A 14,140-nucleotide genomic window follows, 5' to 3' on the forward strand; every position below is an offset into this window, starting at 1 on the left:
TCAATCCCTCGTAGGTAGGCTGGAAACCCGGTTCCGGCTCCGACGCCTCTGGACGACCTGTTTGGTTTCAATCCCTCGTAGGTAGGCTGGAAACACGGCACGGCTTCGGCGGCCGACATTCTGACCGATTGTTTCAATCCCTCGTAGGTAGGCTGGAAACTGCAAGTGCTGGCAGTAATGGTGGTGCTGGAGCTACGTTTCAATCCCTCGTAGGTAGGCTGGAAACGGTCCCCGTGATCCCGGGCCACGATGGTCGCTGGCCGTTTCAATCCCTCGTAGGTAGGCTGGAAACACAACCAGCAGACTGCACGTGTAATTCAGCAGGCGCGTTTCAATCCCTCGTAGGTAGGCTGGAAACGTGCCGTTCAGTCTATCACGTCCTGCACCGCACCCAGTTTCAATCCCTCGTAGGTAGGCTGGAAACGATAAAAAATGTTAAAAGATCGCTGGGGAAGTATCAAGTTTCAATCCCTCGTAGGTAGGCTGGAAACGATTTGGGCAACGATGACCTTCATCCCCCTTGGCGGCGTTTCAATCCCTCGTAGGTAGGCTGGAAACAGTGATCGAGCAGGTTCGGGCGCATGCACGAATTGCGTTTCAATCCCTCGTAGGTAGGCTGGAAACGGAGAAGTGGCCGTAAGGTCAGCGAGACCGATTGACGTTTCAATCCCTCGTAGGTAGGCTGGAAACGATGGCGGGGCAACTGGGCCCACAACCTGGCCGGGATGTTTCAATCCCTCGTAGGTAGGCTGGAAACCGCACGGGGCAGACAACCCTTGGCAAAACAAAAACGTTTCAATCCCTCGTAGGTAGGCTGGAAACTGAAAGGGGATTCAATGATCGGTGCCCGGATTCTTGAGTTTCAATCCCTCGTAGGTAGGCTGGAAACGCTAGCCCTGCTTCAGTGCCACTTTTGCCGCCTCTTGTTTCAATCCCTCGTAGGTAGGCTGGAAACCCTCCTTCACCTCTCGGCCGCCTGCGGCAGATCAGGGTTTCAATCCCTCGTAGGTAGGCTGGAAACGGCCTGGCCCTTCAGCCAGACCTTGATCCAGATGTTGTTTCAATCCCTCGTAGGTAGGCTGGAAACCCGGAAATCCTCTGCAAATAACTCCTCCTTGCAAACGTTTCAATCCCTCGTAGGTAGGCTGGAAACTGCAATGCTGCATTTTTGCGGGTGGAAGTGCTTGAGTTTCAATCCCTCGTAGGTAGGCTGGAAACTTCCCACGGGATCGTCGGCCGGTTCTACGAGCAGTGTTTCAATCCCTCGTAGGTAGGCTGGAAACCCTCTTTCCTTCTTTCTTTACTTCTTCCTGCCGGGATTTAGTTTCAATCCCTCGTAGGTAGGCTGGAAACCAATGAGCATGTTTTCCTAGCCGGACGCACCGGGTCCGTTTCAATCCCTCGTAGGTAGGCTGGAAACCTGCGCTTCCCCAGCAGTACCCCCGCTTGTCTCCAGGTTTCAATCCCTCGTAGGTAGGCTGGAAACTATCCGGGATGCTGATCCTGTTCGGCGCGTTTATTCTGTTTCAATCCCTCGTAGGTAGGCTGGAAACGGTGCTCGCGCGCGGCGGCGTGAAGGACCGAGATTAGTTTCAATCCCTCGTAGGTAGGCTGGAAACACAGGTGGCAGTGATGAGCAAATTGCTTAAAAAGGGTTTCAATCCCTCGTAGGTAGGCTGGAAACGTATTTTCGTGTGACTGGAGCTCTTATGTTACTATGGTTTCAATCCCTCGTAGGTAGGCTGGAAACCCTCTTTCCTTCTTTACTTCTTCCTGCCGGGATTTAGTTTCAATCCCTCGTAGGTAGGCTGGAAACCTGCGCTTCCCCAGCAGTACCCCCGCTTGTCTCCAGGTTTCAATCCCTCGTAGGTAGGCTGGAAACTTTTGCAAAGTGAGTTGAGCAACTTAATGTCCCGAAGTTTCAATCCCTCGTAGGTAGGCTGGAAACCTGCGCTTCCCCAGCAGTACCCCCGCTTGTCTCCAGGTTTCAATCCCTCGTAGGTAGGCTGGAAACTTTTGCAAAGTGAGTTGAGCAACTTAATGTCCCGAAGTTTCAATCCCTCGTAGGTAGGCTGGAAACCGTAGCGCCGCGCAGGTGGCTTCTAACTCAGCAACGGTTTCAATCCCTCGTAGGTAGGCTGGAAACGAGGCCATCATGAATGGCTTGAAGCGGGCCAAGACCTGTTTCAATCCCTCGTAGGTAGGCTGGAAACGCTCCGCGAGGACCTGGAGTGCTGCCGCCGGCTGCGTTTCAATCCCTCGTAGGTAGGCTGGAAACGAAGGTGCAGGAGAGTATTTCGGCCGGAATAATTCGTTTCAATCCCTCGTAGGTAGGCTGGAAACCCGGGTGATCCCGTTGGGTACAGAGCTGTACGTTGGTTTCAATCCCTCGTAGGTAGGCTGGAAACAGCTGCCCGATGATGAGTTGTACCGGCTGATTGCCCTGTTTCAATCCCTCGTAGGTAGGCTGGAAACGTGATAGGCCATATTTCATAGCAGCCTTTAGCTCTGTTTCAATCCCTCGTAGGTAGGCTGGAAACGGTGAAAGGAGCGACAAGCAAGCAGGCAGACAGAAGGTTTCAATCCCTCGTAGGTAGGCTGGAAACACGGTTAGGGGAACGGTTAGGGGAACGGTTTGCCTAAGTTTCAATCCCTCGTAGGTAGGCTGGAAACCACCCCAACCCCTCCGGGAGTAAAACCTACGGAGGGGTTTCAATCCCTCGTAGGTAGGCTGGAAACGTCAATACAACAGAATAAAATTCGCCGAGATTCGGCAGTTTCAATCCCTCGTAGGTAGGCTGGAAACTTTTCGGGCAGAGTTAACCACTCTGCCCAAAGCCCCGGATGTTTCAATCCCTCGTAGGTAGGCTGGAAACCACCCCAACCCCTCCGGGAGTAAAACCTACGGAGGGGTTTCAATCCCTCGTAGGTAGGCTGGAAACGTCAATACAACAGAATAAAATTCGCCGAGATTCGGCAGTTTCAATCCCTCGTAGGTAGGCTGGAAACGACTATCCTATCCCGAAGAATGGAAATACAAAGAATGTTTCAATCCCTCGTAGGTAGGCTGGAAACGAGATCGCTGGGGCAGCATTAGAGGTGTGAAGACTGTTTCAATCCCTCGTAGGTAGGCTGGAAACTTTTTGTATCCACTTGTGATCCTAGTTCGTGTAGAGCCGTTTCAATCCCTCGTAGGTAGGCTGGAAACTCTTGTCACCCCCTTGCTTTTAGTGCTGGTTTAGTGTTTCAATCCCTCGTAGGTAGGCTGGAAACGGCTAAAGAAAGCCTTAGCGCTGCTGATCTTTTTCGTTTCAATCCCTCGTAGGTAGGCTGGAAACCGACAAGAAAAACACTGTCGAGCTAGTCCTCCCCGAGTTTCAATCCCTCGTAGGTAGGCTGGAAACCCAACGAACCAACGAACATGAACTAGAGTGTTAGTTGTTTCAATCCCTCGTAGGTAGGCTGGAAACACGCTTGTAATATCCTTGTATCAAGCCGAAAAAAATGTTTCAATCCCTCGTAGGTAGGCTGGAAACCGCTGTAGTTTCTACATGTAGAAACTCACCCGCGCCGTTTCAATCCCTCGTAGGTAGGCTGGAAACTCCACTCGTCACCCAGAGCGGCATCCAGAATCGGCGTTTCAATCCCTCGTAGGTAGGCTGGAAACTAATGATCCGCTGGACGGTGAAGTTTTGATTGCGGGGTTTCAATCCCTCGTAGGTAGGCTGGAAACCTCACTAAACGACAAGTGTAGTATAATCAAAGTAGCGTTTCAATCCCTCGTAGGTAGGCTGGAAACTACTATGGACCGTGCGAAGCATGCGGCGAGGAAGCGTTTCAATCCCTCGTAGGTAGGCTGGAAACCATGCCGACCCGGATCAGGACCTGGCCGGTTAAGAGTTTCAATCCCTCGTAGGTAGGCTGGAAACCCATTTTGACCGCAATTTCTTTCAATCCTTCCTAGGTAGATTCTGCTGAAAAACTCAGCCATAAAGATCCTTGAAAACCTAGATAAATCAAGGGATTCCGGTCTCCGTGGCGAATTGTTTAAGGTGACCAAACCAAAACAAACACCAGGAGGGAATCCCTATGCTGATCATGGTTCAACATAAAAACTTCGGTTCCTGCGGAGGTGAGCAGTAATGCTATGCCTCCGACAGGAAGAAAGTCGACAAGTATCATTCTTGGACTACATATTGCCGCCGGAGGTGCTTGAACTCCCGGAAGATCTGGCCAAACTCGACGCCTGGTTGGACGATGAGCGCTTCTTCGAACCATTTCAGGACAAGTACCATCGGTGTTTGGGGCGACCGTCCGTACCGGCGGAAACCTATTTGCGTATGACAGCACTCAAGCACCAGTACAGACTCAGCGACCGGCAGGTCTGTGCTCTGGTTAAGGATCGGATCAGCTGGCGCCGGTTTTGTCGCATTCCCTGGAATAAGCCGGTGCCCCATCCCTCCAGCCTGACTAAAATCCGGCAGCGGTTGGATGCAGACGGGAGCGATCACATGGCGGCACTGAACGCTCATCTGGTCCGTAAGGCGCAGGAAGAAAAGCTCTTAAAAAGCCGCAACAAAGTGCGAGTGGACACCACCGCAATCGAAGCCAACATCCACCATCCCACCGATTCCGGCTTGATCGCGGACTCGGTACGGGTGGTGACGCGTCTGGCGAAAAAGATCCAGGCCGTCGCCGATAATACCAGTGTGGCCATTCGGGATCGCACGCGCAGTATCAAGAAACGGGTGCTGGCGATCGCCAAAGTACTGAAACGGCGCACCGGAGAATCCATCCAGGAAGTGCGGCGGATCACCGGCGAAATGGCCGACATCGCTGAAAAGACCCTGCAGGATGCCCGGAATGTAGTACAGCATCTGCACCAGCAGGCTCGGCACCTTGCGGGAACCGCCCGGGACGAAAAGCGACGCCTGGCCGCTCGGTTGGAGAAAATCTTGGACCTGGGCGAACAGATCGTCAGCCAGGCGCGTCAGGTCAACGCCGGCCAACTAAACCTGCCGGAGCGGGTGGTAAGCCTTTCCGACCCGGAGGCCCGGCCCATTCGGCGCGGCAAAGCACATAAAGAAACCGAGTTCGGCTACAAAGTGCGCCTGACCGAAAGCACGGAACGCTTGGTGACCGAGTATGACGTGATGATGGGTAACCCCCCGGACCATCAATTGCTCATTCCAGGAATTGCGGAGCACATCCACCGCACCGGCCGGGTGCCAGAAGGTACCGCTACCGATCGTGGTTTCTGGAATGCCGGTAACGAAAGCGCCTTACAAGCTCTGGGTATACGTAAAATCAGCCTGCCTTATAAAGGTAAACGCAGTCACAGTCGTACCGGACACGAGCGCCAGTCCTGGTTTCGGCGGCTGCAACGCTGGCGAGCCGGTCAGGAAGGAACGATCAGCGTGCTGAAAAGGCGATATGGACTCAAGCGAACGCTATACCGCGGACTGGCCGGATGTCGCCGCTGGGTGGGCGGGGCCGTCTGGGGATACAACCTGAACCGAATCGCTAAGTTGATCTAAGCCCAGGCAGGAACGTTAAACCATGATCAAATTGTCAAGGATCAACTGCCGAGAAGTAGTCGGCAAAGTGCTTTTTTCAGCAGAATCTAGGTAGACTGGAAAGATTTGCAGAGTTCCTCGCCCGGAGTAAGGGTCACAAAATCTTTTCGTTCAAGGGTTTCTGGTATCCAGCTGAGTGTCGTCGATCCCCAGGGTTTTTTCCACTATTGGACATCGACGACAAATTTCCTGTCGCTTCAACCGAAAAATCTTTCCTGGCAATGTTGCTTCGCACAGCCTCCCCGCATCGCAAAAGGCGTGCCTGCAATTCTCGACATTGCCGGGGCATAGTACCGGCAGGCCGCCACCCTGCGCGCTCAGTAAATCCACTCTTCACCACCTTTTTGGACGCCCATTAGTTCGCGGCGAGTGTACTTGCGGGCTCCCAATACGTAAAACAGCACCGAGTCTTCGCGGGTGTCGATAACCCGGGCCAGGTCGCTTTTCAGGGCGCGATAAGAGGCTTCGGTCAGTTCGCCCTCGAGTACCGAGTTTTGCACCCAGGTGAGATAGCGGCGCGCCCTTTTCAGCACCTTGCCCACCCGAGCCACGTTTACGTCGTAAACCAGGATGACGTACATAATTACCACCGACTGACGAACGGTTTGTAGGGCTGCTCGCCCATCAGGTGTTTTTGAATCTTGTAGAGTTCCAAACGGAGCAGGGTCTGGTAGCTCACGTTGCGGCGCAGCCGCCGGTGATGAAAGGTGCTTTGCAGTTTTTCTTCCAGGGTTTCGACATACAGGCGCCGGCCCCGCTCTCTAAGGAGATAGGCCCCGCCCTGCTGCTCGAAATCCTTCAGGTCAAGCATCTTTTTGCCCAACAGGTGGAACAACACGCGGTCGGCCAGCACCGGTTTGAATATCTCCGCCAGGTCGAGGTTCAAAGTGAAGCGGCGAAAATTAGTGGAATGCAGGTAGCCGATGCGCGGGTCCAGGTGTGTTTTGTAGATTTCGGTCAGGATCTTGGCGTAGATCAGGGAGTTGCCGAAGCTGATCAGCGCGTTTAACGGATCCGTCGGCGGACGCTTGCTGCGGCCGGGCATGGTAAAAGGCGATTTGTCCAGGATAACGTTGAAGCTTTCGTAATAGTATTCCCGGGCGTTGCCCTCCACGGCCATCAGTTCTTCCACACGGCCGCAGGCCGGCAGGCTTCCTTCGAGCAGTCGCGAAATGGACTCGATGGAGCCCGCCAACTCCTTCCCCCGGTTCTGGTAGTAACGCAGGATCTGGAGGATGTTGGCGAGTGCCCCTTCCACAAACCGGCGCGCCAGTTCCAGGCGGCGTGCCCCATCGAGGTAGTGTTCAGCCTGTCGCAGGATGACGTACCCCGAGTTGTAGTGCTCCCGCGGGTAAAAACTGCCCACGTAGTTGCCGTAGTAGCCGAAAAAGTGCAGGACGATCTCCTGTTCTTCCATAAACTCGAACAGTTTCTTGTTCAGGTCGAGTTCGCCAAACACGAAAATGTCCCGCAGGCTGGCCACCGGGAAGTATTTAGTGGCGTTTTCGCTTTCCAAGCAAACGGTATTGTCCTTACGCCGCAGCCGCCCGCTCGCGAAGAGATAAAGTGTTTTTTGCACGCCCAAATCCCTCCGGGGAACTACTCACGCCCAACAGAACTCGGCATAGGCGCACCGGGCACAAAAACGGATGCGGGTCGGAAGCGGGGCGCTGGGCGCCAAAATCAACGCCCGCACCCTGGCCTTCAGATTCTCCACCTGGCGGGCCAACTCCGGATCAAGCACCATCCGTTCCCGCCGCCGCTCCTCGGGGAAAAGGAGTTCGCCCTCGGCTTCAACTCCCATCTGCTCCAGTTCATAAAGATAAAAAGCTAACTGCATCCTGGCGGCTTCCCGGGCCCGGGAGGATTTTTTCACCTCCGCCACCACCAGGGTTTCTTCCTCCCGGCGGATAAGGTCCAGGCACAAGTGTTCCAGGCGCACCTCCTTGCGCTCGCGGCCATAGCTCTGGTTCTGAATAAGCCGGCCCAGGTGGAGATAGGTATTGTCCTCATCGGGGCAGATCTGCCGGGACATAAGCCAGGCCTTCCTGGGGCAAATAATATAGGCGTTAACCATGCTACCTACAACCGGTTGCAAATGGAAAGGCGCTGCTTCCTGGAATTTGGCATCTATTCCCATATAGCACACCACCGCCACCAAATACTAAAGATTATTTCCCTGGCAATAAATGACCTAGTATATCTCCATGCCAGGGGGGGCCTCCCCTTCACCAGGCGGCATCAAACCCATTTCCTCGCTATAGGGCAGGTCTGTGAGAAAAACTCCCAGGTCACTTAACGGGGAAAACCAGTGGGAAAAAGCTGGTAGCCAGTATACGGGCACAGGGACCAAAAGCTCCACTAGACGCCAGTGTTCGCCCCTCTCCCTCAGAGCAAACGCCTCATCCTTAAGGGCTTGCGGGAGAACCTCTACCGAAAGCTGGCCCTTCCGGGTGGTAAACTTTTTTTGCATTTCCTCATCGGAGAGATCTATGGTGTAGCAGCCTGATATCCTTTGCACCTCGCGCAGCGTCTGCTGCCCTTCCCGCAGGTCTTCCTGATAAGAGGGGCTTGATGCCTGCACTTCGTAAAGACGGTTGGTAGCCTGCACCCATTCTCCGTCAGTGGGGTGTTGAGGCATATCGTTTAAAATATCCCTGCTCCAGGTCAAAATTTCCTGGCCATATATTTTTTCCGAACCCTTGTCCCATTCGAGAAAGATGAAGGCAGGAGCCGGGGGCGCAGTCGTTCCTTCCGGAGTAATTCCCCTGCGGTTAACCCTCCCCAAACGCTGCACCAGGGCATCTATGGGAGCCACCTCGGTGAAAAGGACATCATAGGAGATGTCCAAGCTAACCTCCACAATCTGGGTGGCCACGAGGATTGTCCCTGGTATTGTCTTTCCCAGCTGCTCCTCCTTTTTCCAGCGATCCCGGAAAGCAAAGCGAGAATGAAGGAGGTGTACCTGGTAATCACCGTCTTCCTGGAGGGCCTGATAAATCTCCTGGGCCTGTTTGACGGTATTGGCTATGACGAGGACGGTTTTCCCTTGTCTGACAAAAGACAGGGCTTCTTCCAGCGCGCTAGCTACGGGTTCGACAAAAAGGCGAAGCTCGTGGCGCTTCCGCTGCCAAAGAGGCTCTTCGGCCTCCAAAAGGGGGCCTTGGCCCAACAGTTCCGGCAAAAATTCAGGTAAGGTGGCGCTGGCCAGGGCCAGACGGGCCGGCGGTTCCTGGGCCAGAGCTTCCTGAAGGAGCCCCAGGGTGTAGGGATCATAGCTGTGGATCTCGTCCAAAACTACGGTTGCTCTTCTGGCGAGGGACCGGCGTATCTCCCAGTGCCTTCCCTGAAGATGGGCCATGAGATACTGGTCCAGGGTGCCCACTACCACCGGCCTGGCGAAGACAGAGGCCCAAAGTCGCACATCCAAAGGATCTTCCTCTAGTTCTTTCCTTAAGATGTACCCGGCCCTACCGTGTGCCAAACCCACATTTTCTTCGCCGTAAATCTTTTTAAGCCGCTTCCACATGGCATTAGCCGTGGCCTGGGTAGGCAAAAGATAAAGAAGCCGCTCCGTATCCCCAGCCCAAAGGAGCAGGGCTTCGGTTTTGCCTGTTCCCGTGGGGGCCCGCAGCCAGAGCCTTTCCCTTTTCATCTCGCCCGCCTTCTTTTGGAAAGGCCTTAACTGTATGCTCTTTTCCTTGATGCTGGTAAGAACAAGTTTTCTCCCCTGGTGCAAAAAAAGATCCCCCGCCTGAGCTTTGCCAGAAGAAGCAACCCAGTCGGCAAGCTGAAGAACTGCCTTTATATCAGCAAAATCTATGGGAGGCAATTCTTTGAATAAACCCCTAAGACTTATCAACTCCTCCCCAAAGCGAAACCTGCTGTTATCAAGTAGGGTTGCGGGAGTTCCGTCGCTGGTAGCGAGCTTCAGCAACTTTTCAACAGCAGGTAAGTTGCCTTCCCAGCCCAGTCCCTGCAAAAAGGCCACTACATCTTCCAAAAAGGCCGCGAGGTTTTTTTCATCAACGTAGTCAGGTGCCCTATAGCCTCTATAAACTTCGGGGCCAAGGGGTGAATGATGGCTCAGCACGGCAGCTGCTGCCAGAGGAGAGGCCTGCAAAGTATAAAGCTCGGCGGCTAAAGCAAAGGGAAGGGAGGCAAGGGCGTGGGGATAGCCCTTGCCCCTTTTCCCGCGCATATAATCCTGAAAGCTTCTGGTGGCCTTGCCCACATCATGGAAAGCGCAGGCCAGCAGAGCCCGCTTCTCCAGCGCTGGCGGAAGACCCAAGTGCCGGGCCAGTATTTTCCCCTGTTCGGTCACCTCTTTTAAGTGGGCTAAAAGAGGGACGTCCGGCTTTCCCAGGAGGACCAATTCATCCACGTAAAGCTCCTCCCTTCCAGAGGTTCTATGGTCAGGGCGTCCTGGTATCCCTCCAGTTCCACCTCCAAATCATAGGGGAGGAAAGTAAAGGGCCTGGGGTTCAGGGGGTAGCGAATCCCCCTTTTATCAACTTCAAAGGCCAAGGGCATGGTTTCAACCGCTGGCGGTTCAAAGGCAATTCCCGGCCGGGGAACCCATTTAAACCGGAGCCCCTGGAGGTCGCCAGGAATAACGGTTCCTGAAAAAAGGGGGGCTCCAGGGCAGGTCTCCCCCCTGCCCAGCTCTTCGACCACAATCAGCTCATCTTCCCGTCCTAAAGACAAGGGGTAAGTGGGGTCCAGGAAGGCCTGCTGTAATTCTGCCAGAAGTTCCTCAGGCCCCCCATAGAGGATCATAAAGCGGGCATTGAACAGGATCTCCCGGAAATACGGAGAGCGTTCCGCCAGCTTATTATTCTTGATCTTCATCACCGTCCACATGTCCCGGGCAAGCCCTGGCTTTTGAAGGGCCAGGGTCGCAACCAGGAGATCCCGCAGGGGGGAGGCCTCCTGCCAAAGTTCCTCTTCCGCCAGACCCCGGGCAGCCCCTGCCAATCCAAAAAGGGTGGTGGGGGGCGGCAAAGGCAAGGTGCGCTGGTAGTTGTGGTCCAAAGGCCGGCGAAAAGAAGCCAAAGGCGCCGTCACCTTTACCCAAAGGACATTCATAGCTTTTTAATATCCTCCTTGGCTTGGGCTATGGCCTCGTGGACACTGAGAACAGGGCCGTAGTTCTGAAGCTCCGCCCGGATCTCTTCCTCATTGCCCAAAAATCCAGCCTCTAAACCGAAAATAACTGCCTGCCGGAAATCCTTGAATTTGTCCAGGGCTGTCCGTAAAGGATCTGGAACAAGCCCATACCTGCCCTCTAAATAGCGGGCTTGTAGAGCTTCCAGGAATACCGGATGCTTCACTCTTAGGCGGGCATAAACGAAAAACCGGGGCGAAAGATCGCTCAGCATCCGGGCCGTGCGCCCCCCTCCCCAGAGGAGGCCCAAGGCGTCGAGCAGGGCCTGAAGGCGACGCTGGCGCTCTTCCCCTGGTAGGACGTAAAACAGGCGACCATTTCTTTCTATTTTTTCCAGCGCCTCTGGTATTTCCTTGTTATTCTTACCTACCTCCTGGTCGCTGAAAATACCTGCCCGGTCTAATTCCACCAGCATATTGCCCTTAAACATATTAGCGTAAAGCTCGGTCTCGAACATGTTGCCCCCTGCTGCCATATCCTGGCCAAAACGTTCGAAGGAACGGGTACCCAGATCCCGGTCGCCCTGGAAGGAGAATAATCCCACGGCTGCCGATACCCGAACCGGGGAAGTCCGGCGGCGGTTGCCTGAAGGGTCAAGATAACCGAAAAGGTCTTCGTCCACAAATTCCCACGGCCGTACAGGCGGCGTGACCTCCTGGCCGCTAACCAGAGCCGAGGCCTCGGACAAGGTGAAGCCCAGATCTTCCAGGCGGTCTCGTAACATGCGTCGCTTGGCTTGCCCGGAAAAATAGGGAACAGAACTACCATCGGGCAAGGTGACTTTTTTCGCCACCATGACATTGCCTTCTGTATGGGAAGCGTTGATGTTTCCTGCCGATACTTTCATGAGATACCCCAAAGCAATGGCTTTACTCTGTTGCAGGTTGTTCATAGACATTTCCTCCTTCTTCAGTTCTGGAACCCCTGGCGGCCCTCAGATAGCTGTTCATGGCGTAGATAGAAAGCAGGGTTTTTACCCGCAACCAGGGGCTGCCCGCTATGCGCTCCCCTTGGCCGATTTCTACAAGCCTTTCGGGGACTGTAATCTCCAGGCGAAACTGGATATCATTCAAGACCCGTAAGAATTCCTCCAGGTTCTTGGCATTGCGCAGGGCATAGAGGAGCCCCATCTCGTTAGACTTTTGGGCCTCGGTCCCCAAAGTATAGCCAAAGCCCTTTAAAACTTTCAGCAGGTTTTCGTCCACATGCAATACCTCCTTGGCATAATAGCTTAACACGGCTTCCGTGCCCTGGAATAGCGGTGGCAGATTTTTCTCCTTAGCCCGCGCCTCGAAGAGGAAAGCCTCTACGGAAGGCAGGGGATCGTCGAATTCCAGCACAGCCCAGGAAATCTTTTCCCGCCATAAAGTGTTGTACTGGTTGCCCTCCCTGACCTGAAACTGGCGAAAAACGTTGATTAAGGTTTGTTGAGGGTTCTCCGCCGGCACCACCTCCAGCCAGTCCTGGTAAAGGCGGTATAGGGCGTGTAGGCGGGAAAACTCGCGGAAAAGCTGCATGTTGAAGGCTTGTCCCGGATTACCGGTGATAGCGTACAGCGTAAGCGGCGCAGGAGGCAGCGTTTCGTCCGCCCCCAAGAGGGAGGCTAGAAGCATTCTCCCTTCTTCTGGTATCTGATCCGAACTCTGGACATGGGCAAAGAGTTTCAACAGCAGGGCCATGGTTGTCTCGTGCAGATAGGGGCCGTAAAAGGGTAGAACTATGTTGCCGCCCCTGCTTCCTGAAAGGGCTAAAGGCTGGATCACCTCCTTTTGCAGCCGGGATATTTCGGCCAAATCGCTGTGAAAAAGGAAGAAGTGCAGAGCCGTCCTTCCCTGGGCTACCCAAAGCCAGGTCAGATAGCCTGCTGTTCCCGCCACGGCACACCGGGGACAGAGATTGATCCCCCTCTTACCCCGGGAATAAAAGCTGCCGAATTTGTCAGGAGCGACAATAAAGGGGAACATCCACATCTTGGCGTCGGTAGCCGAAGCCTGGGCCCCGCAGATGTTACATTGTTTTTTTGTTTTGCTGAACAGGAACTCCAGCCTGGGATGAGGAGGAGAAAGGGGATACTCTTTGCCATTGACCTTCTTTTTTGGCGGAGCATCCACAACCTTGATAAAAAAACCAGTTGGGTAAACCCAGGTTACTTTGTCGTAATTCTTTAATTCTCCGGTAACTTCATCAAAATACTGGCCCACGTTGCCCGTTTTTTGCAGAAGACGTTCCTGCACCAAAGCCAGGATGTTGTCAACCGGGTAGGTTCCCTGCCCTAACTCGTTGACCAGATACACCAAACCGTTGTCTATCCAAAAGTTGCCAGTAGAATGCCGGAGGTCCAGCTGCACTTGAATAATATTGACTTGCTTTTGGGGGTTTTTGAACTGCCCTGAGGGAGCCCTCTTTTGAGCCATCTAGTCACCTCCTTCCTCTAGCATTGCGCTTTCTCCTAACTTTTTAGAGTATAACGGTGCTCCTGTCGAAGCATGAAGCTAACGTTTTGAATAGTAACTGTTTACTATAAAACGTTTTTCCCCTGAACCGGGCAGGAGACCTTCCGCCAGGTTGCAGCAATTACATAATATTACTATTCCGCCTATAGCGACTACTAACTTGAGAAGCCTTTTCTACCAGGTTGCAGCACCCATAACCCTGGGAATTTTTCGACCCCAGACCTGCGTCCAGGGCCAGCTGCAAAAGCTCCAGATCGCCTGAAAGTTCGTACTCCCCCATCCAACCTTTGATGACAGTATCTTTATAGTAAGTAACCTTCAGGTCCCGGTCTTCCACCCGCACCGGCCGGATGGCGAAGCCCTCCGCCCGCGCCGGCTGCCCGTAGACCAAAAAGTGCTTTTTTGCAAGGTTGCTTGCCACCAGCTCGGTGAAGCGCGGCTCAAAGGGCGAATAATAATACGTGTAGTTCCGCCCGTCAACGCCGGAAAGGGTACTGTAAACAACCAGCGGGGAAAGCATCCGCACCTGAAGGGTCTCCCGTGTTACCCACGGGGCTGCCGTCGCCATCTTCTTCACCTCCAGGTGGGCATCGCCCAGACGGACCCGGCCCTGGCGGAGAAAACCGGTTCCCAGCTCCTGGAGGATGAAAGGGATGGGGGAACAGATCACCAGTCGCAACGGCGGCGTAAGCACCAGCCGTCCAGCCGCCTGGTCGTAGGTCACCGCCTGTCCCATCAGGCGAGAAAAAGTGAAAAGCTTAAAGCGGCGCTTCTCCAGGGCAAAGCCATGCTCGTGCAGGTAGCTCCTGAGTACCGGATTATCCATCCGGCGGTAGATCAACCCCTGGAGCAAGTGCCCGTACTGGACGGGTATGGCCACCGGCCCGGGAGCGCTAAAGAAGATAGTGAGCTGCATGGGTAATTTCCCCTCCCGCTTCACATAT

9 protein-coding genes and 1 CRISPR repeat array (1 of these 10 running past the window's edge) are annotated in these 14,140 nt (G+C 54.2%); of the genes, 1 reads left to right on the forward strand and 8 read right to left on the reverse strand.

Annotation, left to right across the window (positions count from 1 at the left end; all coding sequences use genetic code 11):
• Window positions 1-3,929: direct repeats of the CRISPR family, unit length 30 nt; unit sequence GTTTCAATCCCTCGTAGGTAGGCTGGAAAC; it begins 1,990 nt to the left of the window's first position.
• A 213-nt stretch (window positions 3,930-4,142) separates the two neighbouring features.
• The gene (locus tag DAUD_RS09145; RefSeq protein WP_012301814.1) at window positions 4,143-5,537 is read left to right on the forward strand and encodes an ISNCY-like element ISCde2 family transposase; all 1,395 of its coding nucleotides are present in this window, start codon (window positions 4,143-4,145) and stop codon (window positions 5,535-5,537) included.
• Between the two features lie 356 nt (window positions 5,538-5,893).
• Here DAUD_RS09145 and cas2 read toward each other — a convergent pair whose 3' ends face one another.
• From cas2 to cas6, 8 genes are all read right to left on the reverse strand, one after another.
• Entirely contained in the window at window positions 5,894-6,157 is a 264-nt protein-coding gene (gene cas2, locus DAUD_RS09150) for a CRISPR-associated endonuclease Cas2 (protein ID WP_012302882.1), read from the reverse strand.
• Between the two features lie 2 nt (window positions 6,158-6,159).
• The gene (gene cas1b / locus DAUD_RS09155; RefSeq protein ID WP_012302883.1) at window positions 6,160-7,155 is read right to left on the reverse strand and encodes a type I-B CRISPR-associated endonuclease Cas1b; all 996 of its coding nucleotides are present in this window, start codon (window positions 7,153-7,155) and stop codon (window positions 6,160-6,162) included.
• Window positions 7,156-7,179: 24 nt separating this feature from the next.
• Complete coding sequence (cas4, locus tag DAUD_RS09160) at window positions 7,180-7,611, reverse strand: CRISPR-associated protein Cas4 (RefSeq protein WP_242647841.1); 432 nt, start codon at window positions 7,609-7,611, stop codon at window positions 7,180-7,182.
• Between the two features lie 159 nt (window positions 7,612-7,770).
• Window positions 7,771-9,960 (reverse strand): CRISPR-associated helicase/endonuclease Cas3, encoded by a 2,190-nt coding sequence (locus DAUD_RS09165; protein WP_012302885.1) that lies wholly within the window; start codon window positions 9,958-9,960, stop codon window positions 7,771-7,773.
• Window positions 9,915-10,664 carry a CRISPR-associated protein Cas5 gene (cas5, locus tag DAUD_RS09170; RefSeq protein ID WP_041570922.1) on the reverse strand — a complete coding sequence of 250 codons (750 nt, stop codon included), beginning with the start codon at window positions 10,662-10,664 and terminating at the stop codon, window positions 9,915-9,917. Before cas5 ends, DAUD_RS09165 begins: the two co-directional genes overlap by 46 nt.
• A complete protein-coding gene (gene cas7i / locus DAUD_RS09175; protein ID WP_012302887.1) occupies window positions 10,661-11,635 on the reverse strand; it encodes a type I-B CRISPR-associated protein Cas7/Cst2/DevR in 975 nt (324 codons plus the stop codon). Before cas7i ends, cas5 begins: the two co-directional genes overlap by 4 nt.
• On the reverse strand, window positions 11,613-13,157 hold the full coding sequence (locus tag DAUD_RS09180) for a hypothetical protein (protein WP_012302888.1): 1,545 nt from the start codon (window positions 13,155-13,157) through the stop codon (window positions 11,613-11,615). Before DAUD_RS09180 ends, cas7i begins: the two co-directional genes overlap by 23 nt.
• 160 nt (window positions 13,158-13,317) lie before the next feature.
• Window positions 13,318-14,112, reverse strand: a complete 795-nt coding sequence (cas6, locus tag DAUD_RS09185; protein ID WP_012302889.1) for a CRISPR-associated endoribonuclease Cas6 — start codon at window positions 14,110-14,112, stop codon at window positions 13,318-13,320.
• Between the last annotated feature and the right edge of the window lie 28 nt (window positions 14,113-14,140).

Origin of the sequence: Candidatus Desulforudis audaxviator MP104C (assembly GCF_000018425.1) — a bacterium.
GTDB classification, from domain to species: domain Bacteria; phylum Bacillota; class Desulfotomaculia; order Desulfotomaculales; family Desulforudaceae; genus Desulforudis; species Desulforudis audaxviator.

Excerpts from the sequence above, each read along its gene's own strand:
- DAUD_RS09145 (WP_012301814.1), top strand. The coding sequence starts at position 4,143 with ATGCTATGCCTCCGACAGGAAGAAAGTCGACAAGTATCATTCTTGGAC.
- cas6 (WP_012302889.1), bottom strand. The coding sequence starts at position 14,112 with ATGCAGCTCACTATCTTCTTTAGCGCTCCCGGGCCGGTGGCCATACCC.
- cas5 (WP_041570922.1), bottom strand. The coding sequence starts at position 10,664 with ATGAATGTCCTTTGGGTAAAGGTGACGGCGCCTTTGGCTTCTTTTCGC.
- cas4 (WP_242647841.1), bottom strand. The coding sequence starts at position 7,611 with ATGTCCCGGCAGATCTGCCCCGATGAGGACAATACCTATCTCCACCTG.
- cas2 (WP_012302882.1), bottom strand. The coding sequence starts at position 6,157 with ATGTACGTCATCCTGGTTTACGACGTAAACGTGGCTCGGGTGGGCAAG.
- DAUD_RS09180 (WP_012302888.1), bottom strand. The coding sequence starts at position 13,157 with ATGGCTCAAAAGAGGGCTCCCTCAGGGCAGTTCAAAAACCCCCAAAAG.
- cas7i (WP_012302887.1), bottom strand. The coding sequence starts at position 11,635 with ATGAACAACCTGCAACAGAGTAAAGCCATTGCTTTGGGGTATCTCATG.